The sequence below is a fragment of the Pseudomonas sp. CFBP 8771 genome (assembly GCF_014841695.1).
Taxonomy (GTDB): domain Bacteria; phylum Pseudomonadota; class Gammaproteobacteria; order Pseudomonadales; family Pseudomonadaceae; genus Aquipseudomonas; species Aquipseudomonas baltica.
This window is the reverse complement of sequence record NZ_JACYUJ010000007.1, coordinates 353,552-376,875: the sequence shown is the minus strand read 5'-3', so window position 1 is coordinate 376,875 and position 23,324 is coordinate 353,552. Positions and strand designations below refer to the sequence as shown.

Annotated in this window: 19 protein-coding genes and 1 pseudogene; 14 read left to right on the top strand and 6 right to left on the bottom strand. The window is 58.3% G+C overall.

What is annotated here, in order from left to right; translation table 11 throughout:
* Positions 1-107: 107 nt before the first annotated feature.
* From tssF to IFT80_RS18220, 12 genes are all read left to right on the top strand, one after another.
* Positions 108-1,895 (top strand): type VI secretion system baseplate subunit TssF, encoded by a 1,788-nt coding sequence (gene tssF / locus IFT80_RS18275; protein ID WP_192138031.1) that lies wholly within the window; start codon positions 108-110, stop codon positions 1,893-1,895.
* Complete coding sequence (gene tssG / locus IFT80_RS18270; protein WP_192138030.1) at positions 1,859-2,866, top strand: type VI secretion system baseplate subunit TssG; 1,008 nt, start codon at positions 1,859-1,861, stop codon at positions 2,864-2,866. Before tssF ends, tssG begins: the two co-directional genes overlap by 37 nt.
* A 13-nt stretch (positions 2,867-2,879) precedes the next feature.
* Positions 2,880-5,492, top strand: coding sequence for a type VI secretion system ATPase TssH (tssH, locus tag IFT80_RS18265; protein ID WP_192138029.1), 2,613 nt, complete (start codon positions 2,880-2,882; stop codon positions 5,490-5,492).
* Positions 5,493-5,502: 10 nt separating this feature from the next.
* Positions 5,503-7,023, top strand: a complete 1,521-nt coding sequence (locus IFT80_RS18260; RefSeq protein ID WP_192138028.1) for a sigma-54 interaction domain-containing protein — start codon at positions 5,503-5,505, stop codon at positions 7,021-7,023.
* Between the two features lie 87 nt (positions 7,024-7,110).
* Positions 7,111-7,251 (top strand): type VI secretion protein, encoded by a 141-nt coding sequence (locus IFT80_RS18255; protein WP_159994257.1) that lies wholly within the window; start codon positions 7,111-7,113, stop codon positions 7,249-7,251.
* 17 nt (positions 7,252-7,268) lie between these two features.
* On the top strand, positions 7,269-8,465 hold the full coding sequence (gene tagH / locus IFT80_RS18250) for a type VI secretion system-associated FHA domain protein TagH (protein WP_192138027.1): 1,197 nt from the start codon (positions 7,269-7,271) through the stop codon (positions 8,463-8,465).
* Positions 8,466-8,470: 5 nt separating this feature from the next.
* Positions 8,471-8,971 carry a type VI secretion system lipoprotein TssJ gene (gene tssJ, locus IFT80_RS18245; RefSeq protein ID WP_192138026.1) on the top strand — a complete coding sequence of 167 codons (501 nt, stop codon included), beginning with the start codon at positions 8,471-8,473 and terminating at the stop codon, positions 8,969-8,971.
* Positions 8,972-8,973: 2 nt separating this feature from the next.
* Entirely contained in the window at positions 8,974-10,305 is a 1,332-nt protein-coding gene (gene tssK, locus IFT80_RS18240; protein WP_192138025.1) for a type VI secretion system baseplate subunit TssK, read from the top strand.
* Between the two features lie 5 nt (positions 10,306-10,310).
* Positions 10,311-11,186, top strand: coding sequence for a type IVB secretion system protein IcmH/DotU (gene icmH / locus IFT80_RS18235; RefSeq protein WP_192138024.1), 876 nt, complete (start codon positions 10,311-10,313; stop codon positions 11,184-11,186).
* A gap of 13 nt (positions 11,187-11,199) precedes the next feature.
* Positions 11,200-14,727 (top strand): type VI secretion system membrane subunit TssM, encoded by a 3,528-nt coding sequence (gene tssM, locus IFT80_RS18230; RefSeq protein ID WP_192138023.1) that lies wholly within the window; start codon positions 11,200-11,202, stop codon positions 14,725-14,727.
* A complete protein-coding gene (locus IFT80_RS18225) occupies positions 14,727-15,455 on the top strand; it encodes a PP2C family protein-serine/threonine phosphatase (protein WP_192138022.1) in 729 nt (242 codons plus the stop codon). The genes tssM and IFT80_RS18225 overlap by 1 nt, the downstream gene beginning before the upstream one ends.
* On the top strand, positions 15,452-16,459 hold the full coding sequence (locus IFT80_RS18220) for a serine/threonine-protein kinase (protein WP_192138021.1): 1,008 nt from the start codon (positions 15,452-15,454) through the stop codon (positions 16,457-16,459). Before IFT80_RS18225 ends, IFT80_RS18220 begins: the two co-directional genes overlap by 4 nt.
* A 260-nt stretch (positions 16,460-16,719) precedes the next feature.
* Here IFT80_RS18220 and IFT80_RS18215 read toward each other — a convergent pair.
* The 3 genes and pseudogenes from IFT80_RS18215 to IFT80_RS18205 form a co-directional block, all read right to left on the bottom strand.
* Positions 16,720-16,941: pseudogene (locus IFT80_RS18215) on the bottom strand (integrase core domain-containing protein); the annotation flags it as partial.
* A 14-nt stretch (positions 16,942-16,955) separates the two neighbouring features.
* Entirely contained in the window at positions 16,956-17,327 is a 372-nt protein-coding gene (locus IFT80_RS18210; protein WP_192138020.1) for a type II toxin-antitoxin system VapC family toxin, read from the bottom strand.
* Positions 17,321-17,548 carry a ribbon-helix-helix protein, CopG family gene (locus IFT80_RS18205; protein WP_192138019.1) on the bottom strand — a complete coding sequence of 76 codons (228 nt, stop codon included), beginning with the start codon at positions 17,546-17,548 and terminating at the stop codon, positions 17,321-17,323. Before IFT80_RS18205 ends, IFT80_RS18210 begins: the two co-directional genes overlap by 7 nt.
* 176 nt (positions 17,549-17,724) lie before the next feature.
* On the opposite strand from IFT80_RS18205, the gene IFT80_RS18200 reads away from it, so the two are divergent.
* Entirely contained in the window at positions 17,725-18,285 is a 561-nt protein-coding gene (locus IFT80_RS18200; RefSeq protein ID WP_192138045.1) for an MFS transporter, read from the top strand.
* A gap of 158 nt (positions 18,286-18,443) precedes the next feature.
* Here IFT80_RS18200 and IFT80_RS18195 read toward each other — a convergent pair whose 3' ends face one another.
* The 3 genes from IFT80_RS18195 to prpF form a co-directional block, all read right to left on the bottom strand.
* Complete coding sequence (locus IFT80_RS18195; protein WP_192138018.1) at positions 18,444-20,087, bottom strand: acetolactate synthase large subunit; 1,644 nt, start codon at positions 20,085-20,087, stop codon at positions 18,444-18,446.
* A gap of 173 nt (positions 20,088-20,260) precedes the next feature.
* Positions 20,261-20,989, bottom strand: coding sequence for a transporter substrate-binding domain-containing protein (locus tag IFT80_RS18190; protein ID WP_192138017.1), 729 nt, complete (start codon positions 20,987-20,989; stop codon positions 20,261-20,263).
* Positions 20,986-22,158, bottom strand: a complete 1,173-nt coding sequence (gene prpF, locus IFT80_RS18185) for a 2-methylaconitate cis-trans isomerase PrpF (RefSeq protein ID WP_192138044.1) — start codon at positions 22,156-22,158, stop codon at positions 20,986-20,988. The genes IFT80_RS18190 and prpF overlap by 4 nt, the downstream gene beginning before the upstream one ends.
* Before the next feature lie 157 nt (positions 22,159-22,315).
* Here prpF and IFT80_RS18180 point away from each other — a divergent pair, with 157 nt between their 5' ends.
* Complete coding sequence (locus tag IFT80_RS18180) at positions 22,316-23,245, top strand: GntR family transcriptional regulator (RefSeq protein WP_192138016.1); 930 nt, start codon at positions 22,316-22,318, stop codon at positions 23,243-23,245.
* Positions 23,246-23,324: the final 79 nt, after the last annotated feature.

The window sequence follows — 23,324 nt, the reverse complement described above, 5'->3', positions numbered from 1 at the left end:
AGGCACCGACGTCCAAACAGGCAGGACGCGAATAATCATGGACACGGTTGATGCGCACGGCTACCTCGACGGTTTGTTCATGAACTCGAATACCAGGCAGGTACCCCGTGTCCTTTAACCACTACTACCAAAGCGAGCTCACTGCACTTCGTCAGTTAGGTCGTCGTTTCTCCGAGCGTAGCCCGGCGTTGGCGCCTTTCCTCGGCCAGGCCGGGCGGGATCCGGACGTGGAACGGTTGCTGGAGGGTTTTGCGTTCCTGACCGGGCGTCTGCGCCAGAAGCTCGATGACGAGTTACCGGAGCTCAGCCATTCGCTGATGCAACTGCTGTGGCCCAACTACATGCGGCCGCTGCCATCGTTCAGTATTTTGCAGTTCGATCCGTTGAAACGCTCTGGTCCGGCATTGATGGTCGAACGCGATACAGCAGTGGAAAGCGTTCCGATTGATGACGTGCGTTGCCGGTTTCGCACCTGCTATCCGACTGAAGTCCTGCCGTTGGACCTGACTGCGCTGAACTACTCGGTGAAGGGCGACGGCTCGCTGTTGAGCCTGCGCCTGGAAATGAGCGCCGACGGTCACCTCGGTGAGCTGGAGTTGAGCCGCTTGCGACTGCACTTTGCCGGTGAGCGCTACATCAGCCAGATGCTGTACCTGAGCTTGTTGCGTAACCTGGAAGGCATCGAGCTGATCCCGCTGGACGGCGCCGGCAACCCCGTTAATGGCGTCAACGGCACGCGAATGGCGTTCAAAATGCCCGGCGACCGCGTGCAGCCGGTGGGTTTTGCTGAAGAAGAAGCGTTGATCCCTTATCCGCTGAACACCTTCCGCGGTTATCGCTACCTACAAGAGTATTTTGCTTTTCAGGACAAATTCCTGTTTGTCGATATCAACGGCCTGGACCTACTCAAGGCTTTGCCGCCAGATATTCTCAAGCAGGTACGCGGTGTGGAGTTGCGTTTCGACATTCGCAAGAGTGGAGTCCTGCGCATGCGTCCGACCCTGGACAACGTGAAGCTTCACTGTACGCCCATCGTTAATCTGTTCACGCACGATGCACTGCCGATCCGCCTTGACGGTAAGCAAGACGAGTACCTGCTGCTACCCGCCGAGTACGACCTGGAAAACTGCGGTGTGTTCTCGGTGGAAACCGTGACTGGCTGGAAACCTGGTGGCCTCGGTTATCAGGAGTATGTTCCGTTCGAATCCTTTGAACATGACCCCAGTTTCGACGTACCTACTAGCCGTCCCCACTACAGCATTCGCCAGCGTTCTTCCTCCCTGCACAACGGCCTCGATACTTACCTGAGCTTCGGTATTCGCCACACCGAAGCCCAGGAAACCCTATCGGTCGAGCTGATGTGCACCAACCAAAACCTGCCGCGTAAGCTCAAGCTTGGCGACATCAGCCTGGCCTGCGAAGAAACGCCGGAGTTCCTGAGTTTCCGCAACATTACCCCCGCCACTTCGAGTTTCGCGCCACCGCTGAATCATGACTTCCTTTGGAAGCTGATTAGCAATATGTCGCTTAATTATCTGTCGCTGGCCGACGTCAACGCGTTGAAGGTAATTCTCGAAACCTACGACCTGCCGCGCTACTACGACCAACATGCTGAAAAAGTCAGCAAACGCCTGCTCGGTGGGCTCAAGTCGATTAAACATCAACACGTCGATCGATTGCACCGAGGGTTGCCGGTTCGTGGGCTGCGCACTGATCTGACCATGGACCCGCAAGGGTATATCGGCGAGGGCGACCTGTTCGTGTTCGCCTCTGTTCTTAACGAGTTTTTCGCGCTTTACGCCAGTCTCAATTCGTTTCACGAACTGCGGGTAAAAAGCACACAGGGAGAGGTGTACCAATGGACACCCCGTATGGGCCTCCAGCCGCTTCTTTAAGCGCGCTGACCCGAGGTATACGCGAGTACTCGCTGTTTCAGGCCGTGCTGTTAGTAGTTGACCGACTACGAGAAGCACACCCTCATCTCAGCCAGGACGATTTGTACGACCAACTGGAATTCCAGGCCAACCCGAGCCTGGGCTTCCCGGGTAGTGACGTTGATAGTGTGGAGTTTTTCCATGAGCACGGGCAGATGCGCGCGCGCCTGCGCTTCAACCTGATTGGCCTGGTGGGCTCCGGGTCGCCGCTGCCGGCGTTTTATGGCGAGCAGGCACTGGGCGATAGCGACGACGGCAACCCCACCCGTAACTTCCTTGACCTGTTCCACCATCGCCTGCAACGGCTGATGCTGCCGATCTGGCGCAAGTACCGCTACTGCGCGAGCTTCCAGAGTGGTGCCCTCGACCCGTTCTCCGCACAGCTTTTTGCCCTGATTGGCCTGGGCAGCGAAGAGATTCGCAAGGCCCGGGAGCTGAACTGGAAACGCCTGCTGCCGTACCTCGGCCTACTCAGTTTGCGTGCGCATTCGGCGGCACTGATGGAAGCCGTGCTGCGTTATTACTTCAAACACGCAGAACTGACCATTGAACAGTGCATTGAACGCCACGTGGAAATCCTCGGCGAACAGCGTAATCGCTTGGGGCGAGCCAACTCCACGCTTGGTGACGACGTGGTGCTGGGGGAGACCGTGCGCGATCGCAGCGGCAAATTCCGGATTCACATTCGCGAACTCGACTGGCAACGCTTCCATGAATTCCTGCCGATCGGTTTCGGCTACCAGCCGCTGTGTGCGCTGGTGCGGTTCACCCTGCGTGACCCGCTCGATTACGACATTCGCCTGGTCTTGCGCCAGGAAGAAATCCGCGAACTGCGAATCGGTGAGCAGAACGCTTGTTGCCTGGGATGGACTAGTTGGCTCGGCCGCGAAAAAGCAGACGGCGTGGTGACTCTGGGTAGCAAAATTCATTAAGGACAGATGGCAAATGATTAACGTAGACCTGCAACAACTCATCCAGGCGCTGGATGCCGAAACCCGTCGTGACCTGGAAAGCTCCGCCGAACGCTGCGTGGCTCGTGGCGGCAGCAAGATCCTTGTCGAAGACTTGCTGCTGGGTTTGCTGGAGCGTTCGCAAGGCTTGCTTGCCCGTGCGCTGCTGGATGCTGAAGTAGACGCTGGTGAACTCAGTGCAGCACTGCAATCACGGGTCGAGCCCAGCGCTTCGCGCAACCCCGTGTTCGCCCCGGAACTGGTGCAGTGGCTGCAAGACGCCCTGCTGGTTGCCAACCTTGAACTGGGCCAGACCCAGGTCGAACAGGCTGCACTGATTCTCGCGTTGCTACGTAACCCGATGCGCTACGCCGGCAGTCGCTACCAGATGTTGCTGGCCAAGCTGAATATCGACCGCCTGAAAGAGTTCGCTTTATCCCAGAAGGAGCCGTCGGCCACCGGTAAATTGAACGTGTCGAGTGAATTCCTGCTGCAACGCTTTACCCACAACCTGACCCAGCAGGCCCGCGACGGCAAACTCGACCCGGTGTTGTGCCGCGACGGCGCGATCCGGCAGATGGTTGACATCCTTGCTCGGCGCCGCAAGAACAACCCGATTGTTGTTGGCGAAGCTGGCGTTGGTAAAACGGCCATCGTCGAAGGCCTGGCCTCACGTATTGCTGCTGGTGAAGTGCCGCAAGCGTTGAAAGGCGTCGAGTTGCTGTCTCTGGACATGGGCCTGTTGCAGGCCGGCGCCAGCGTTAAAGGTGAGTTCGAACGTCGCCTCAAAGGCGTGATTGATGAAGTCAAAGCGTCGCCGAGGCCAATCATCCTGTTCATCGACGAAGCCCATACCTTGATCGGCGCTGGCGGCAATGCCGGTGGCTCTGACGCCGCCAACCTGCTTAAGCCAGCGTTGGCCCGAGGAGAGTTACGCACCATCGCTGCGACTACCTGGGCTGAGTATAAAAAGTACTTTGAGAAAGACCCGGCGCTGGCCCGTCGATTCCAGCCGGTGCAATTGCACGAGCCAACCGTCAGCGAGGCGGTGACCATCCTCCGTGGCCTGGCTCAGGTTTACGAGAAGAGCCACGGTATCTATTTGCGTGATGACGCGGTGGTCACCGCTGCCGAGTTGTCCGCTCGTTACCTGGCGGGTCGTCAACTGCCAGATAAAGCTGTCGACGTATTGGACACCGCCTGTGCCCGTGTGCGCATCAGCCTCGCCGCCGCTCCCGAAAGCCTGGAACGGCTGCGTGGTGAGCTGGCAGAGGGTGGCCGCCAACTTCAGGCCCTGCGCCGCGATGCCGAGGCCGGTCTGCTGATCGACCACGAAACGCTGGATACGCTGGAAGAACGCCTGGAAGAAGCTGAATCCGAAATGGTCGCGCTGGAAACCCTCTGGACCGAACAGAAAACCTTGGCGGAGCATCTGCTGGAACTGCGCCAACAACTGGCCGGGGCCCGTGAAGCCGCCGAATACAGCGCAATCGAAACCCTGCCGGTAGACGAAGCGCAAAGCGTCGAAACGCTGGGAGCCGCGCTCAAGGAAACTCGCAAAGCCCTGACCGAGTTGCAAGTCAAAGAGCGGCTGGTGAGCTTCGAGGTCTGCCCGCGGCTTGTGGCTGAAGTGATCAGCGCCTGGACCGGCGTACCGCTGGCGCAACTGGCCCGTGAGCACAATGCCAAGGTTGCCAGCTTCGCTGCTGACCTGCGTACCCGTATTCGTGGTCAGGAACAAGCCGTTCACATGCTTGATCGCTCGATGCGCGCTACCGCCGCCGGCCTGAACAGGCCCGATGCACCCGTAGGTGTGTTTCTGCTGGTTGGCCCAAGTGGCGTCGGCAAGACCGAAACTGCATTGGCCCTCGCTGATTTGTTGTACGGCGGTGATCGTTTCATCACCACTATCAACATGTCCGAATTCCAGGAGAAGCATACCGTTTCGCGCCTGATCGGTGCGCCGCCAGGCTACGTCGGTTATGGCGAGGGCGGCATGCTCACCGAAGCCGTACGACAGAAACCGTATTCCGTCGTGCTGCTCGATGAAGTCGAGAAGGCCGACCCGGACGTGCTCAACCTGTTTTACCAAATCTTTGACAAGGGCGTAGCTAACGACGGCGAAGGGCGCGAGATCGATTTTCGCAACACGCTGATTCTGATGACCTCGAACCTGGGCAGCGACCACATCAGCGAACTCTGCGAAAACGGCGCACGGCCATCGGCTGAAGTCCTCGAAGAAACCATTCGCCCGGTGCTGAGCAAGCACTTCAAACCGGCGCTGTTGGCGCGGATGCGTGTGGTGCCTTACTACCCGGTCGGTGGGCTGGTGCTACGCGAACTGATCGAAATCAAACTCGATCGTCTGGGCGAGCGCCTGAACCGTCGTCAGCTCGACTTCACTTACTCACAGGACCTCGTCGATCACCTGGCCGAACGCTGCACCCAAAGCGACAGCGGCGCACGCCTGATCGACCATTTGCTGGACCTGCACGTGCTGCCGTTGGTGGCTGATCGTTTGCTGGACGCGATGGTCACCGGCGAATGCCTCAAGCGCGTTCACGCAACGCTTGATGGCAACGCCAGCGTGATCTGCGAGTTTGCTTGAGGTGGGTGTGATGTTCAGTCAAGTGCCGCAACCCCTGGTCTATGCCGAAGCCTTACTTGCGCAGTTCGCCAGCCTGTCACGAGCGACGGATGGAACTGCGTTGCTGGGTGACTTCGTACGTGGACTGGCCGAGCTCAGCGGTTGTGAGTTGGCACAACTGTACCTGCTGGACGCTACCCATACCTGCCTCGGGATGAATGCGGAGTGCCTCAATGGCAACCTGCAACCCTGTGAAACGGCTAGCTTGCCAGCGGACTACAACGGCGAGCAACTGCTGCAGTTTGCTCTGTGCCAGAACCGCGTAGTGTTCATTGGTGAATTGAGCGGCAGTCTGCACGAGACCAGTTTTCTGCCGAGCCAGGCGAGGCCGTGGCAGTCACTGCTGTGCGTGCCGCTGGTCAATCAGCAGAAATCTGTGGAAGGGTTGTTGCTGTGTGCCAGTCATCAGCACATCGAACTACAAGGCTTCGCCGATTCGTTTGGCCGACTTGGCTCGTTCGTGTTGGGCCATATGCATTTGCTGCAGCGTTTACGACGGCCAAGCAGTAGCGCAACGCCAGCGCCGGTCTCCACTCCGAGCGCCAGCGGTTATGGCCTGACGGGTAAAAGCACAGCCATGCGTCAGGTCTATTCGCTGATCAGCAAAGTCTTGCACAGCTCCTACACCGTGCTGCTGGGTGGCGAAACAGGTACGGGGAAGGAGGTGGTGGCCCGGGCGATCCACGAATGCGGACCGCGTCGTTCCCAGGCGTTTATCGTGCAGAACTGCGCGGCAGTTCCGGAAAACTTGCTCGAAAGCGAGCTATTCGGTTACCGCAAAGGTGCCTTCACGGGCGCCGACCGTGACCGAACAGGGCTGTTCGATGCAGCCAACGGCGGGACCTTGTTGCTTGATGAGGTCGGTGACATGCCATTGTCGTTGCAAGCCAAGCTGTTGCGGGTTCTGCAAGAGGGCGAGGTTCGTCCGCTGGGCTCCAGCGACACCCACAGAATTGACGTGCGCATCATTGCCGCGACACATCAGGATTTATCGGTGCTGGTCAGCCAAGGGAAGTTTCGCGAGGACTTGTACTACCGTCTCGCGCAGTTCCCTATTGAGCTACCGGCCCTGCGTCAACGCGAAGACGACATCCTCGATTTGGCACGGCACTTCGCCGACAAGGCCTGTACGTTCTTGCAGCGTGATCAGGTGAGTTGGTCCAACGAAGTGCTGGATCTTTTGGCCCGCTACGCGTTCCCCGGCAACGTGCGTGAACTCAAGGGTTTGGTCGAGCGTGCGGTGCTGCTCTGCGAAGGCAATGAGTTGTTGGTGGAACACTTCTCTCTGTGTATGGAAACCATACCGGAAGACAGCAGCGGCCTGAACTTACGCGAGCGGTTGGAGCAGATTGAGCGCAGCTTGCTGATCGATTGCCTACGCAGGAACGAGGGTAATCAGACCCTCTCCGCTCGCGAGCTCGGCCTACCACGGCGCACATTCCTCTACCGCCTCGGGCGCCTGAACATCAACGTGGGAAATGTTGATGTGTAGGCCAAATATGCTTGATTTCAATCCCCCCGCTTTTAACAGCCTCAACCGTAAGGGCCGGCGCTTTGTGCCGCCCCTGGAGACCCTCTGATGTCTATTCGTCACTGGCAAGCTGTCCTGCTGACAGTTGTCGTTCTATGTGGCCTCGGCGGCTGCAGCGGCAATTACAAATACAACGACAACACCTATCGCCCATTGGGTGATCCGCAGTCGGTCAATCGCGGCAAGTGACCGCAAGGAGCATCACCATGGAACTGGTTTTCGAAATGCTGAACACCAAGCAGTTCGTACCTACGCAGCTGTGCCAGAAGACCTTCAAGCAGGCCGGCGGCGTGATTGGGCGGGGCAAGGATTGCGATTGGATCATTCCGGACCGCAAGCGTCATCTGTCCAACCATCACGCGTTGATCAGCTACCGCGAAGGCACGTTTTTCCTGACCGATACCAGCAGCAACGGAATCCTGAATAGTGCCAGCGGCGGACGCTTGCACAAGGGCGATATGGTACGTATCGAGCACGGCTGCGTATACGTGCTGGGTGATTTCGAGATCCGTGCACGGCTGGTTCACGCCCTGGCGACTTCCGATGTGGAGGTCGGTCGTCCGCAAGCCGCTGGCAGTATCATTCCTGATGATGCGTTCCTCGACCTCGACCCGCTAAATGCTCTAGACCAGCAGGAACGTGTGTATTCGGAAATCGACGAGCTGATCTTGCCACGCACGGCTCCGGAAGACACCCGTCAGTGCGCCGACTATGCGCGCATCGACATGGAAAGCCTGATGGTACCGGAACTGATCGATGCCCCGGCCGAACCTGCACCCACCCCGGCGCCGAAAGGGGTCGAGCGTCAGAGCGACGGTTTCTGGGAAAAGTTTGCTGGCGCCCTGGGTGTGGATCTCAACGTCCTTGATCACGATGCCCGCGAAGCCCTCGCGCTGAACGCTGCACGTCTGCTCAAGCAAAGTGTTGGCGGTTTGCAGCAGAGCCTGCGCACCCGCAGCGAGCTAAAAAACGAACTACGCCTGGCCCATACCATCGTTCAGGGCACCAACAAAAACCCGTTGAAGTTCGCCGTTGATGCCGGTGAAGCACTGGGCATTCTGTTGCAGCCGAACAAGACGGGGCAGTTGCCGGCAGAGCAGGCGATCTTCCGTGCGTTTCGCGATTTGCAGGCGCATCAGATCGCCCTGTTGACCGCTAGCCGCGCTGCCGTTCGCGGCACGCTGGAACACTTCTCGCCACAGCAATTGACCCTGCGATTCGAACGCGACAACAAGCCGTTGCTGGCCACGTCCGGCAGCCGCTGGAGGGCTTACGGTCGCTATCACCAGGCCCTGCGTCAGGACGATGATTGGAGCGAGCGCTTGCTGGCCCGTGACTTCGCCCAGGCCTACGAAGAACAGATCCGACTGATTTCTACCCTCCACACCGACCACCAAGGATGATGCGCATGTCTCGCCGCTCGACTGATTTTTTTAAGACGCTGACTGCGCTGACCGCCTGGGCACTGTTGGCCGGTTGCTCGGCGCTATCGCCATATTCCCACGTTACCAAACTCAACCTGAAGCTGACGGCCAGCGATCAGTTGAACCCGGACCTCAATGGTCGTCCGTCGCCTATTGTTGTACGCCTGTTTGAACTCAAACACCCGGTGGCGTTCGAGAACGCGGACTTCTTTAGCCTGTACGAGCGCGCCAAGGAATCCCTGGCTCCGGACATGGTTTCGACCGAGGAGCTGGAGCTGCGCCCGGGCGAAACCGTCGAACTCAAGCTTAGCGTCGAGGAGGGTAGCCGCTACGTCGGTGTACTCGCCGCCTACCGTGACCTGCCGGATACCAAATGGCGCTACACCCTGCAAGTCGCCCCGGTGGAAGTCACCGACGCCGATCTGACGCTCGACCAAAGCGGCATTCGCAATACCCATGAATTGCTAGTCAAGGCGGCTGACTGACCATGAACTCCCATAAAGTCATTTGGCAGGAAGGCATGTTGCTGCGTCCGCAGCACTTCCAGCACAACGATCGCTACTACGACCACCAGATGAAAACCCGCACCCAATTGTTGGGTAGCTACATCTGGGGCTTCCTCAACCTGGACATCGATTTGCAGTTCCTCAACATGGGCAAACTGGTGATCAGCCAGGCATCGGGGATTCTGCCGGACGGTAGCCTGTTCGAGTTGGGTGGTAACACCGAGCCGTTGGCCCTGGACGTGCCACCGAACACCGGCAACACGCCAATCTATCTGGCGCTGCCGCTGGTCACCGGCAACCACATCGAGTCCCGTCGCCCGGAGCAATCCGACGTGCTGGCGCGCTATACCGCGTACGAAGCGGAAGTAGCCGACTCCAACGCTGGCGACGACTCCGCCAGCCAGGTCAGCTGCGCCCGCCCGGACTTCAAGCTATTGCTCGGCGAGCAGCAAAGCGATCAGACGTACGTGAAGCTGAAGATCTGCGAAGTACTCGATACCACGCCGGACGGCGTAATTAGCCTCGACCCGGAATTCGTACCCACCTACATCCAGGCGCACGCCTCCAGCTACCTGCTGTCGTGCCTCAAGGAGGTGATCAGCATGCTCGGCAATCGGGGCGACGCCATTGCTGAGCGGATCCGTTCCAATGGCAAGGTGGGTGGCGCAGAAGTCGGTGACTTTATGATGCTGCAACTAATCAACCGTACCGAACTACTCCTGCGTCACTACCTCAGCTTGGAACAGGTTCACCCCGAAGAGTTGTACCGCACGCTGCTGACCATGCTCGGAGATCTGGCGACCTTCTCCAGCGACAGCAAGCGTCCGCGTTTGGACAGCTGTTATCAGCACAGCGATCAGGGAGCAAGCTTCCGTAAATTGATGGACGCGATCCGTCAGGTGTTGTCGATGGTGCTGGAACAGCACGCCATAGAGCTGGAGCTGCAAGCGCGTCAATACGGGATCATCGTCTCACCGTTACACGACCACAAGCTGCTGGGTTCTGCCTCGTTCGTGCTGGCGGCGAGTGCCAACTGCGATTGCGAAGAACTGCGCCATCGCTTGCCGGCGCACCTCAAGGTCGGTCCGGTGGAGCGTATCCGTCAACTGGTCAACCTGCACCTGCCAGGTATCAAGGTCAAACCGTTGCCTGTAGCCCCGCGGCAGATTGCGTTCCACTCCAACAAAACCTATTTCATTCTCGAGCTCAGCTCCGAAGACCTGGTGCAACTCGAACGCTCCGGCGGTTTCGCGTTCCATGTGTCCGGCGAATTCGCCGAGCTTGAACTGAAATTCTGGGCCATCAGGAACTGACCGACATGATCAAGGATACGGAATACAGCCAGGACGATAAAACCGTCCTGCTCGACCGTCAGGGACACGGTCCGGCTTCGAGCCCCCTGACGGACTTCGCGGCACCGCCACGTTTCGAGCAATTGGAGGAGCGCATGATCTACGCCGCGCGCTTGCGCCCGGCCGAGGCGTTCAACATCAGTCTCAACTCGCTGGTGGCCGCAGCCTCCGACCTGCTGTCGGAAGTGGTGCGACTCAAACACAGCGAAACCCTCGAAGACATGCTTGTACTCAAGAAGCGCCTGACCACCGGGCTGAAATTGTTTGAAGTCAGCGCCTTGCACAATGGCGCAGAAAGCAGCCAGGTGATGGCGGCCCGTTACGTGCTCTGCACCGTGGCTGACGAAGCTGTCGTCACCACGCCGTGGGGTAACGAAAGCGAGTGGTCGCAAATGAGCCTGCTCAGCAGCTTCCATAACGAAACCTTCGGCGGTGAGAAATTCTTCCAGTTGCTTGATCGGCTGTCGAAAAATCCGGTCAAGCACCTACCGATGCTGGAGTTGATGTACCTGTGCCTGTCTTTGGGCTTCGAGGGCAAGTACCGCGTACAGGCCCGCGGCATGCTCGAACTCGACGGCATCCGCGACGCCTTGTATCGCCAGATCCGTCAGTTGCGCGGTGATGTACCACGCGAGTTTTCGCCGCATTGGGAAGGCCTGAGTGATCAGCGCCGCAGCCTGGTACGTATCGTGCCGGCGTGGATGGTGGTGCTGTTCACCTGTGTTTGCCTGGTGGTGATGTATTCGGGCTTCGCCTGGGTACTGGGCGAGCAACGCGATACCGTCCTGCAGCCTTATCAGTCGTTTGATCCGGCAGCGGCCCAGCCGCAGTCGCAGCCGTAGACAGGGACCTGTGATGAAAAAGTTTTTCAAGAAAGTCGGTGCATTTTTGCGCATGGCCTGGGTCTTGACGCTGCTGCTGGTGCTGTTTGTAGCGCTGTTGGTTTGGTTCGCCGGGCCGCTGCTGGCGGTTGATGACTACAAGTTTTGGGAAGGTTCGACCTCCCGTTTGCTGACCATCAGCGTGCTGTTCCTGATCTGGGGCCTGACCATGGTCTTTGTCAGTTGGCGCGCGGGTCTGCGCAGAAAAGCGGTTGAGGAGAACGAAGACGGCCCGGATCGTATACGCCGGGATGAACAGATCGACGAAGAGCAGCAGGAACTGAAGGCACGCTTCAAAGATGCGCTGAAAACCCTGAAGACGTCGAGCCTGTATCGTGGTCGCAGCGAACGCTGGCGCAGTGACTTGCCGTGGTACCTGCTGATTGGTCCGCAAGGCAGCGGCAAAACCAGCTTGCTGGACTTCTCGGGGCTAGAATTTCCGATCAACAAGATTGATCGCAAGCTGACCCGTGACACCCTTGGCACCCGTCATTGTGATTGGTATTTTGCCGATCACGGCGTACTGATCGACACCGCCGGCCGTTACTTGACCCAGCCGGATGCCGACGTCGACGGCCGTGCCTGGAGCACGTTGCTCGACCTGCTGCGCAAGCGTCGCCGCAATCGTCCGCTGAACGGAGTACTGGTGACCATCCCGGTGGAAACCCTGTTGAGCGGCACTGAACAGGCGCTTGAAACCCTGGCCCGTCAGGTGCGTGGGCGCTTGCAAGACGTGCATCAGAAACTGCACGTTGATGTGCCGATTTACCTTGTATTGAGCAAGGCTGATTGTCTGCTCGGGTTCGATGAATTCTTCGAGCAATTGACGCGCGAAGAAAGCGAACAGGTGCTCGGTACCAGCTTCCGCAAGGAACAGAGCGGCACTGATGTGGCCGTGCTACGCACCGAGTTCGAAGCGTTGCTGCATCGCCTCAACAGCCAAGTGATCATGCGTATGCACCAGGAGCGTGATACCCAGCGCCGTGGCCGCATCCTCGACTTCCCGCATCAACTGGGACAAATCGGCGGGCGTCTGTGCCTGTTCGTCGATATGGCATTCACCGGCAACCGCTACCAGCGTGTCAGCCAGTTGCGCGGTTTCTACCTAACCAGCGCACCGCATCTGACTGAGGAAATGGACGCAACCACTGCCGGCATCGGTGCCAACCTGGGCATGAACGCCGGCGTGCTACCGACGCTGCGCAGTGGCCGTTCGCGCTTCATCCACCATTTACTCAGCCGGGTAATTTTCCCCGAGGCCGATCTTGCAGGCCTGGACAAACGCGAACGCAGCCGCATCCACTGGGGCCAGCGTGCGCTGTACGTGGGCGCACTGGCCGCACTGGCGCTATTTGGCATGCTCTGGGCGGGCGGTTTCTCCGCGAACTACGAACGCCTGGAAAACCTGCGTAGCCTGGCACAAACCTGGAGCCAACAGAGCTCGGCTCTCACCACACGTGATGACTCCATGACGGTGCTCAAGACCCTTGACACCCGCTACGCGGCGACTCAAGTGTTCCCGAAAAAAGGCGATGTGGGTTACCACGAGCGTGGCGGTCTGTATCAAGGTGAAGACGTTAATCCGGTGGTTAAGACTGCCTATGAACGTGAACTTGAAGGACAGCTATTGCCACGGGTCGCGACCCTGCTAGAAGGGCAGATTCGCGCCAACATGAAGGACCGCGAGCGCCTGCTCAACAGCCTGCGTGCGTACCTGATGCTGAACATGAAGGATCGCCGCGACGCGCCGTGGCTAAAGGAGTGGGTTGCCACCGAATGGTCTCAACGATACACCGGCAACACCGCGGTGCAAAACGGCTTGAACAGCCATTTCGAACGCTTCCTGAAGCAGCCGTTTATCTATCCGCTTAATGATCAGTTGGTGGCTCAGGCGCGTCAGGTTTTGCGCAGCGAGTCCCTGGCCAACGTGGTGTATCGGATGTTACGCGAGCAAGCCCGTAATCTGCCGGAATATCGCTTGAGTCAACACATCGGTCCGCAGGGGTCGCTGTTTGTTGGCACCGATTACGTGATCCCGGGGTTCTACACCCAACAGGGCTATCAGCAGTATTTTTCTGTTCAGGGCTTGATGCTGGTTACCAATATCCTGAGTGACAACTGGGTACTGGGTGAAGGCTCGAGTATCAGTGGTATGGACTTACGTCGCCTGATGGTCGAGCTCGAGCAGCTGTATTTTCGCGACTACGCCAACTACTGGGGTGAAGCGGTGGGGCGGATCGCGCTGCCGGTTATCAACGATTTCAGTGACGGCGCCGAGCAATTGGCGGGCCTGACATCTGCCAACTCGCCGATCCTGCAACTGCTGGTGGAAGTGCGTGAAAACACCCGATTCCCAGTGGTCGCTGACACGGCAGATGACGCCGCCGATGCAGCAGGTAAGCTGGCAGGCAAGGGCGGTAAGCTCGGAGAACTAGCGGTCACCGGGGCCGGCAAGGCGGCTGACGCCTTGGTGAAGAAATTGCCGGATACCGCGAAGAGGTCCCTGCAAAGTCGCTTCGAGCCGCTGCACCGTTTGCTGGATAACGACAACGGCCCAACCGCTGATCTGACCCCGGCACTGGCCGCTCTCAACGACCTGCAAATGCAGATGGCCAGCCTGGCCCGTGCCAGTTCACCAGAGCAAGCCGCGTTCGAAATGGCCAAGACCCGCATGAGTGGCCAGCGTGATGCGCTGAGCAACCTGCGCAATGCGTCGGGTCGTCTGCCGCGTCCGGTGAGTGTGTGGTTCAACGTATTGGCTGAAGATGCCTGGCGTCTGGTACTCAGCGATTCTTATCAATATCTGAATCAGCGCTATCAGAGTGAGCTGTATAGCTTTTACGGCAAGGCGATCAGCAAGCGCTATCCGTTCACCGCCCACAGCGCCAGTGACGTGGCAATCAGCGACTTTCGCGAATTCTTCAAGGCCCAGGGGATTGCCGACCGCTTCTTCGATAGCTACCTGCGTCCGTTTGTCAGCGGTGATCCGGGTAACTACCGCAAGCGCAGCGTCGATGGTCACAGCCTGCCGATTTCCAAGGTCTACCTTGATCAGATGGCCGTAGCGCTCGTGATCCGCCAGAGCTTCTTCGCCAACAACCCGGCCGAACCTCAGGTGCAGTTCAAACTGGAGCCTTACACCCTCGACCCGACTGTCAGCCGTTCCGAGTTCAGGTTTGGCGACAAGAACATCGAATACCGTCATGGCCCGATAGTACCGGTATCGTTCAAATGGCCAACCGACGCTGAAGACGGGCGTACCAGTCTGGTGCTCGACAAAATGGTTGGCCGCCCGCTGGGGATCGAGAAGAACACCGGCCCTTGGTCGTTATTCCGTCTGTTTGATTTGATGCAGACCGAATACCTGACCGGCCGTGACGTGCTGGTGCTCAAAGCTGACGTAGGTGGTCTGCGCGCCAACTACTTACTGACCAGCCAGCGCACGCCAAACCCGTTCGATATGGATGCATTGCGTACATTCCGCATGCCGGTACAGCTCTGATGCAGGTGGCCAGCTCCTGGCGCAGTGCTGCGCGCACCGATGCCGGCAAGGTTCGGGCGCGCAACGAAGATGCTTTTCTGAACGCCCCACAGCAGGGGCTGTGGGTGGTTGCCGACGGCATGGGCGGTCATCAGCGGGGCGATATCGCAAGCCAGTTGATCGTAGCCAGCCTGGCTGAATTACCGGCGCAGGATGATTTCGACGAACGACTCAAAGGAGTTCGCCAGTGCCTGCACTGGCTCAACCGCCGTTTGGGTCAGGAGTTGACGGTCACTGCTGGACGTCACGACAGCATCATCGGCAGCACCGTAGTAGTACTGCTGATTGAAGGCAATCGCGCGGCCTGCATCTGGGCCGGCGATAGCCGCTGCTACCTGTGGCGTGGCCAGCGTTTATATCAGCTGTCCAAGGATCATTCGCTGCAACAACAACTGATCGACAAACAACAAATGAGCGTCGAACAGGCCAAGGGCCATCCCGCAGCACATGCCCTGACCCGTGCGATTGGGGCAGCCGAACAATTGGCCCTGGATGTACTGGAGCTTGAGGTCTACCCTGGCGATGCGTTCTTACTCTGCAGCGATGGTCTGTATCAGGGGCTTGGCAGCGATGCACTCGGCGACGCGTTGAGCCTGACAGTGCCGCAGGTTGCACTGGAGCGATTGTTTGACGGCGCAATGCGTGGCTCGGCCAGGGACAACCTGACAGCGGTAGTAATCCGCCAATGACTGAACACATGCGGCCGATCAACGACCTGTTGAAGAGCGAAGAGCAGGACAGCAACCTGACCTACTTTGCGTTCGCCAAGTCGGACAAGGCTGAAGCCGTGGTGGCACCCACAAAGGCCAGCATCGGTGAACTACCCGATGTGCTTGCAGGCCGTTACCGAATCGAGCGCTTGCTCGGTGCCGGTGGCATGGGCGCGGTTTACCGTGCACGAGACTTGCTGAGCGAACAGTTCGGCGATCCCGACCCTTACGTCGCGCTGAAAGTTCTCAGCGAAGAATTTGCCGAGTCGCCGGACTCCAGCGCATTGCTCTACAACGAATTCGCCCTGACCCGGCGCCTGCGCCACGACAACGTGCTGCGTTTGCACACCTTTGAAGTGGACACTGACTGGCAACGAGCATTCGTCACCATGGAGCTCATGCGTGGCCTGACCCTGGATAACTTACTCTGCGAGCGTCCCCACGGCCTGCCGTGGGAGGAGTTGCGCGACATCGTGCTGCCGCTGCTCGATGCACTGGCGTACTCCCATGCTCGCGGTGTGTTGCATGGTGATGTCAAGCCCAGCAACGTGATGCTCAGCGAAGAAGGCGTGCGCCTGTTTGACTTCGGTCTCGGCCAAGCGGAGAAAGGTATCATGCCTGGTCTGCCGCACCTGAGTCGCGAGCGCTTCAACGCCTGGACTCCGGGCTACGCCGCGCCGGAGCTGCTCGAAGGACTGCCCCTATCTTCGAGCGCTGACGTGTACGCTGTAGCTTGTGTAATCTACGAGTTAGCGGGGGGGCAACACCCATTTCGCGGCTTACCCTTGGCCCAACCACGCAATGAATCTCTGGAGCGAGAGCTACGGGCACCTCAGAATTTACCGAAGCACTGTTGGCCAGCTTTGCGAGCGGCGCTGGCGTTCGACGTGGCAGACCGAACGATTACTGCTAAGCAATTACGTGATGCTTTTGCCGTCACTTCATCCTGGCTGCAACGGTTGATGCATTGGCGTAACGTATGACTACCGAACAGGGAGTAGGAACGATGAATAGCGACGCGAGCGCAGCGGGCCTCGGCTACCAGTATGAGCGAGCGCTACACTGGATTTTTCATAGCACTCACATAGACACGCGCTTTGGCATTGAAACAGCGGATGACGTCGAGGAGTAGATACCTCTCTCCAATTGGACGAAAGTCATTCTGGAGCAGGATAAGCTGACCATCGGCAAGAATCACTCACTCCAGGACAGCAGTAAAAACGTCTGGATCACCATGCAATGGTCAAGTGATCCCGGACAATGCGTTAAGTTTTTCCTCAACGGCAGGCGCTAAGGCTTTGTTGAACTGATGCGGTCGCCGCCAGTTGTACCGCTCCATCAGGAAACGACCGATATCTTGTTTAGCCAACACGACGCTCATGTAACCCACCGTTGGTATCCATTCAGTTTTCAGGCTGCGAAATAGCCGCTCCATCGGGGCATTATCATGGTAGTTGCCGCGCCGCATTCGCAAAACGCTTACAGGTGGTACTGCACACGCACGCCCAGTTCGGTCTCGGGGAAATCCTTGGTGTTGCGTGTTACCAGGACTGCGCCTGCCAGGCGCGCACTTGCCCAAATGATCGCGTCGGGCAATTTGATGCGGCGCTGCTGGCGTAGCAAGACAGCCTCATGGGCGATATCAAGCGACACCGGTACCACTTCGAATTGCTGTCCCATCCAATGGCGCAGGGTGTCGGCCTCCTTGGCATCACCTGCACCCACCAGTACCTCCATGTACGTGATCAAGCTGATCATGGGTCTGTGTGCAGCGTGGATAACCTGCTCGGCCAGGGGTCTGCCAGATAGGTGGTCGATCAGAATATTGGTATCAAACAGAGACCTCACCATTCGTTGCGCAGCTCCTGCTCATAAGCCAGGCCGTCCACGGCGCGATCCCTCCACAGCCCGAAAACGTCCGGGGCGGGGTGCTTCAACTCCTCATTCTTGACCGCAACGAAGGTGGCCACCGCTTCCCGGATCAGGGCTGCGCGCGACGTGTCCAAGGCCGATGCCAGTTGGTTAAGGTCTTCAAGTTGCTTGGGGGTGAGGTCGGCAAGAATCCGGCTCATTGGGTAATCTCCCGTGGTTGATATCAGTAGTGTATATCAGCCACGGGAAAGCGGTTGGCTCCGCTGGTCACTTTGCCGAGGGTGGTGCTACACATCCACCGGTGGGGGCCATTGATCCCGGACACTGTGTTGCGTCTTCCCCCAGCAGCGCAAGACGCTAAGGCCTTATTGAATTGATGCGGTCTCCGCCATGCGTACCGTTCCTTCAGTATGGTATTTCGCGCTTCCTGCTCGGTGCCGCTGAAGCGGGTTTCTTTCCAGGCGTTCTGCTTTACCTCACCACCTGGTTCCCCAAAGCGTACATGGCACGAATCGTAGCCGTGTTCATGGTCGCGGTACCGCTGTCCAATTTCATCGGATCGCCGCTGTCGGTTCTGTTGCTGAAAATGGATGGCATCTGGGACTACCGTGGCTGGCAGTGGTTACTCATGCTCGAAGCACTGCCTGCTGTGATCATGGGTATTGCCACGCTGTTTTTTCTTCCCAGCAAACCGTCTGAGGCTCGCTGGCTCACCGATGACGAAAAAAACTGGCTGTCAGGCCGTCTTGAAGATGAGCAAAAAGAGCGCGAGCAAAGCGAGAACAACAAGCCACACAAACACGGTGCGAGCAAGATTTGGGCAGCCATGAGCAACAAGTGGGTGCTGCTGCTCGCCGTGATCTATATGAGCATCTCGGCCACCAGCAATACCCTGTCGCTCTGGATGCCTCAGATTCTCAATGTTCTACATCGGTAGCCAGAACGCAAAGTCCCAGAAGCTTGCCCAAGCCTCTAGATAAAAAGCATGCGCAAAAAAAGCCCGGGTGCTGTGCTCAGCTACCCGGGCTTTTTGCTGCGTGGCAGTGGTATTCACCCACGAGCTTTTTGATGCTCTCGCGGATGAACCGCTAACGTCTAAACCGCCAGAGCGCGCTCACGCAGCTCGTAGTTCAGGATACGGTCGTTATCGCTGTAGTCGATGGGGCAATCGATCACGTGCACGCCTGGGGTCTTGATGCAGTGCTCCAGAAGCGGCAGAAAACCTGCGGCGCTTTCCACACGATAACCATTGGCCCCGTAAGCCTCGGCATATTTGACGAAGTCCGGGTTGCCGTAGTCCAGGCCATAGTCGGCGAAGCCCATGTTGGCCTGCTTCCAGCGGATCATGCCGTAACCATCGTCACGCAGGATCACCACAGTGATGTGCATGCCCAGACGGACTGCGGTTTCCAGCTCCTGGCTGTTCATCATGAAGCCACCATCACCACATACCGAGACCACCGAACGGTCCGGGTGTACCAGGTGTGCAGCCATGGCCGAGGGCAGGCCCGCTCCCATGGTCGCCAAGGCGTTGTCGAGCAGAACAGTGTTGGGCTTGTGCGCCTTGTAGTTGCGCGCGAACCAGATCTTGTAGATCCCGTTATCGAGCGCAACGATGCCTTCGGAGGGCAGGGCGCGACGAACGTCTGCCACCAGACGTTGTGGGTAGACCGGGAAGCGGTCGTCGTCGGCACCCTCGACGATCTGCGCTTCATTGGCTTCGCGTATGGCCAGCAGGCGGGTGAAGTCCCAGTGGCTGACGTCGGTCAGGGCTTCGCCGATCTGCCAGACGGCATTGGCGATATCGCCAATGATTTCGATCTGCGGGAAGTACACAGCGTCGACTTCGGCGGAGCGGAAGTTGATGTGAATCACTTCGGTGCCGCCTCGGACCATGAAGAACGGCGGCTTCTCGATGACGTCGTGGCCGATGTTGATGATCAGGTCGGCAGCCTCGACGGCGCGGTGCACGAAGTCGCCGGACGACAGTGCAGCATTGCCGAGGAAACGTGGGTGACGCTCGTCGACAACGCCTTTGCCCATTTGCGTGGTGATGAACGGAATACCCGTCTGGTCGATCAGCTGCTTGAGAACCTTGGCGGTCATTTTGCGATTCGCGCCGGCGCCTATCACCAGGATCGGGCTGCGCGCGGTATTGAGCTTCGCGACTGCAGCTTCGACGGCCTTGTGCTCGGCCAGTGGGCGACGTGCGAGGCTCGGCGGGATAGGCAGGCTGTCGGTCTGCTCAGCCGCGATGTCTTCCGGCAGTTCCAGATGCACGGCACCAGGCTTCTCTTCTTCGGCAAGGCGGAAAGCCTCACGCATGCGCGCCGGAACGTTGTCCGCCGAGGCAAATTGGTGAGTGTATTTGGTGATAGGGCTCATCATTTGGCAGACATCGATTATCTGGAACCGACCTTGCTTGGACTTCTTGATCGGCTTTTGGCCTGTGATCATGAGCATTGGCATGCCGCCCAGATAAGCGTAGGCGCCGGCGGTCACGAGGTTGGTTGCACCTGGTCCAAGGGTAGAGAGGCTAACCCCGGTCTTGCCTGTCAGGCGGCCATAGGTCGCCGCCATGAAACCGGCAGACTGTTCGTGGCGGGTCAATATCAACTTGATGGGTGATTTGCGCAGGGACTCGAGGAGGTCCAGGTTTTCTTCGCCGGGAATACCGAAAACGTATTCAACGCCTTCGTTCTCCAGACATTGCACGACGACATCTGCGGCCTTGGCCATTGGGTTTGAACCTCTTTTGGGGGGGGAGTAGAGAGAAACACCTGTCGCAGCCAGTCAGCCCTGCCCAGTGGAGCCTGCCAGCTCCATTACAAGCGCCGGGTTGATTATGGGCTACCGATTGCCGTTATGGCGATGCAGAGCTACGGCGCTGTGGAACACAGCGGCTTGCTTTGTCAGGGAACAGTTACGCCAGTAATGGAATGACGTGAAAGTGCCTGATGGATAAAGCCTTCGGCAATCAGGCCCCTGATGAAATCGTCGAGCCAAATGGATGCTTGCTGCCCTCGCGCCTTGGGCACGCCCATGGCTTGTCGGATCTGCATGAAAGGCTCTTCTATCAGCCTGAGCCCAGGCTTCGAACTGCGGTCGGCCTCCAATTGCTGGCGAACGCCAGCAGCAACCTCTAGATTCTGCTCAATGAAGGTGTTGACCACGGCCGGTGAAGACGGGGCGCGAACCAGCGTCGCATGCTGTATTTCACGAGTCAGGAACAGGTCATACGCGCTACCTTCACCCACTGCTATACGATTGCCAGCCACATCGATATCGCCCAGTGCGTATGCCGGGAAGTGCTCGCGCACCAAGTAGCAGCCCTCGATGATGACGTAGGGAGAGGTGAATGCGATCTGAGCACCTCTCACAGGATCAATGGCGAAAAAGCCAACGTCAGCCTCGCCGTTCTCGACGGCCTTGACTGCGAACCCTGCCGTGTCGACCGTTACCAAACGCAGACGCAGGTTCAAGGCCTGAGCCAGGCGCCGAGCGATATCGACAGAAACTCCCTGGGGCTCATCGCCCGATACCGGACGATGAGCCAGAATGGGGTTTCCATAGTTGATCACCACCCGTAGCTCTTCCGTAAGGGCAAAGGCCTGACGCAACTCGGAGCTGATCGCTTTCATATCGATAAGGTGTCCGAGGGAACCAGAACACTGCCTTCCATGAGGCGGCGCGCAGAACGGCTCATCACCGCCTTTGAAACTACCCATGTGCCTTCGGCCTGCCTCGCTTCTGCCCCTACAGCCAGGCTTCCGGACGGATGCCCGAAGCGAATCTGGCGGCCCGCGGAATCTGGCACCAGACGATTGATGACCGTGCCAGGAATGACGGCCGCAACAGCGATTGCAACAGCGCCGGTTCCAGTCATCGCGTGATGCAGCTTGCCCATGGAAAAAATTCGCGCATTGAGATCGAGCGTTGCCGGATCGACAACCTTGCCATCAGACGCCGTGTAACCTTCTGGTGCTGCAACGAAAGCCAATTTCGGGGTGTGAGGGCGTAACTGTGTCGCTTGCTCGGGGGACTCTGCCAAGCCCATTTTCACAGCTGCGTGAGCGCGGATCGCCTCGGCTTTGGCCAGCAATTCGGGATTGCTGTTGAGGTCTTTCTGCAGCTCGTTACCTCGTAGGCCCAGAACATCCGCATGTACGAAAATGGCTGGGTTCCCGGCATTGATCATGGTGAGCTCGACGTTACCGACGCCCGGTACAGAGAGAGTGTCCAACGCATTTCCTGTAGGAAACATGCCACTAGCGCCTTCTTCGTCGGCATCGCCACTGGGGTCGAGGAATTCGATTTTTATCTCCGCTGCCGGAAAGGTCACGCCATCCAGTTCGAAGTCACCTTCTTCGACGACCTGTCCGTCACGCATCGGGACGTAGGCAACGATCTTCGCATTGATATTGGCTTGCCAGATTCGGACGACCGCGATGCCATTTGCCGGCGCGTCCACAAGACCTTGTGCGATCGCGAAGGGGCCTACGGCAGACGTCAGGTTACCGCAGTTGCCGGACCAGTCGACCATCGGCCGATCTATCGCGACCTGACCAAAGCGATAGTCCACGTCACAGTCAGGCTCTTTGGATTTACTGACGAGTACGACTTTGCTGGTACTGGAGGTCGCTCCGCCCATGCCATCGATCTGTTGACCATAAGGGTCCGGGCTGCCAATCACGCGCAGTAAAATGCGATCTCGGATCCCTGGATCGTCTGGCAACCAATCCGTGCGGAAGAAGACCCCCTTGCTGGTGCCGCCTCGCATGTAAACGGCTTTGAAGGACTGTTGCGGCATGAGCACCTCAGGGGACAGTAATAGGTTTATGCGTTTATTCGACAACAAACGCAAAAATACCGCAAGTGGAAATTTTCCCAGCAGTTGCGCTTTGTCCCCGAATCGCTCTGCGGCGTGTATATTCGGCGCTCCGCCAGGCCTATTAAGCTCATAAGACATGACCCAGGATCTGACCAAAAGCCAGCGCAAGGCGTTGCGCGAGATCATCAGCTACGTTCGACGAGAGCGCTTGCCCAAGGGCACGCATCTACCTGAGTGGACGTTAGCCAAACTGATAGGGACGTCTCGCTCACCCGTCAAGGTGGCATTGGAGTGTCTGGTGAGCGCCGGACTGATGCGGTTCGACAAAAACCGGGGCTATCACGTGCATGGGGACGTCGACACGCTGCCACCAGAGTTGCAGGTTCATTTTCAGGAAATCGACGATCCGCTTTATCTGCGTTTGGCAGACGCGCGTTTTGATCGTTTGGTAGCTGACTCTGTAACGGAGGCTGATCTCACCCGGCTGCTGAACGTGTCGAGAAGCGAGATTGGCAAAGTGCTTTCGCGAGCACAAAGCGAAGGTTGGGTTGAAAAGGAAGTCGGTTACGGCTGGCGTTTTCTTCCGATGATTGACTCGCTGGAAGCCTATGAGGACATGTACTCGCTGCGACTGGCAATTGAGCCGGCCGGCATTTTAAATAGCAAGTTCAGGCCTGATTTGGCGCAGTTGCGCCTGCTGCGCGAAGAGCAGCAGGCGATTCTGGACGGCGGCTACCTGACCATGACCGCCATCGAGCGGTTCGAGTCCAATGCCCGCTTTCATGAAACGATAGCCGAATGGTCAGGCAACCGATTCGCGCTCCAGACGCTTCGTCGGCTCGACCAGGTGCGCCGCTTGGCCGAATACCGCCAGACCCAGTTGGATCTGCCGCGCCAGGCGCTCGCTGTAGAGCATCTACAGATTCTGGATGCCATCGAAGCGGGTGATAACCTCGGCGCCGCCAGCTACATGCGGCAGCATATCGAAGGTGCTTGGCGCAAGAAGGCGGTTTCCGCCGTATTCCAATCCACTGCAAAGGTGCAATCGGTGCCGGACACGATCTGACCCTGGCCTACTATCGTCCGTCCAGCAAAGCCACCGTATAGGTGGCTTTTTTATGGGATGGGTATTTTGTTGCGTTTAT

Bases quoted from the DNA above. Each gene is read 5' to 3' on its own strand.
- tssH (WP_192138029.1), top strand. From the start codon at position 2,880: ATGATTAACGTAGACCTGCAACAACTCATCCAGGCGCTGGATGCCGAA.
- icmH (WP_192138024.1), top strand. From the start codon at position 10,311: ATGATCAAGGATACGGAATACAGCCAGGACGATAAAACCGTCCTGCTC.
- tssM (WP_192138023.1), top strand. From the start codon at position 11,200: ATGAAAAAGTTTTTCAAGAAAGTCGGTGCATTTTTGCGCATGGCCTGG.
- IFT80_RS18205 (WP_192138019.1), bottom strand. From the start codon at position 17,548: ATGAGCCGGATTCTTGCCGACCTCACCCCCAAGCAACTTGAAGACCTT.
- IFT80_RS18190 (WP_192138017.1), bottom strand. From the start codon at position 20,989: ATGAAAGCGATCAGCTCCGAGTTGCGTCAGGCCTTTGCCCTTACGGAA.
- tssG (WP_192138030.1), top strand. From the start codon at position 1,859: ATGGACACCCCGTATGGGCCTCCAGCCGCTTCTTTAAGCGCGCTGACC.
- IFT80_RS18195 (WP_192138018.1), bottom strand. From the start codon at position 20,087: ATGGCCAAGGCCGCAGATGTCGTCGTGCAATGTCTGGAGAACGAAGGC.
- prpF (WP_192138044.1), bottom strand. From the start codon at position 22,158: ATGCCGCAACAGTCCTTCAAAGCCGTTTACATGCGAGGCGGCACCAGC.
- IFT80_RS18210 (WP_192138020.1), bottom strand. From the start codon at position 17,327: ATGGTGAGGTCTCTGTTTGATACCAATATTCTGATCGACCACCTATCT.
- IFT80_RS18200 (WP_192138045.1), top strand. From the start codon at position 17,725: ATGCGGTCTCCGCCATGCGTACCGTTCCTTCAGTATGGTATTTCGCGC.
- tssJ (WP_192138026.1), top strand. From the start codon at position 8,471: ATGTCTCGCCGCTCGACTGATTTTTTTAAGACGCTGACTGCGCTGACC.
- IFT80_RS18260 (WP_192138028.1), top strand. From the start codon at position 5,503: ATGTTCAGTCAAGTGCCGCAACCCCTGGTCTATGCCGAAGCCTTACTT.
- tssK (WP_192138025.1), top strand. From the start codon at position 8,974: ATGAACTCCCATAAAGTCATTTGGCAGGAAGGCATGTTGCTGCGTCCG.
- IFT80_RS18225 (WP_192138022.1), top strand. From the start codon at position 14,727: ATGCAGGTGGCCAGCTCCTGGCGCAGTGCTGCGCGCACCGATGCCGGC.
- IFT80_RS18220 (WP_192138021.1), top strand. From the start codon at position 15,452: ATGACTGAACACATGCGGCCGATCAACGACCTGTTGAAGAGCGAAGAG.
- tagH (WP_192138027.1), top strand. From the start codon at position 7,269: ATGGAACTGGTTTTCGAAATGCTGAACACCAAGCAGTTCGTACCTACG.
- IFT80_RS18180 (WP_192138016.1), top strand. From the start codon at position 22,316: ATGACCCAGGATCTGACCAAAAGCCAGCGCAAGGCGTTGCGCGAGATC.
- IFT80_RS18255 (WP_159994257.1), top strand. From the start codon at position 7,111: ATGTCTATTCGTCACTGGCAAGCTGTCCTGCTGACAGTTGTCGTTCTA.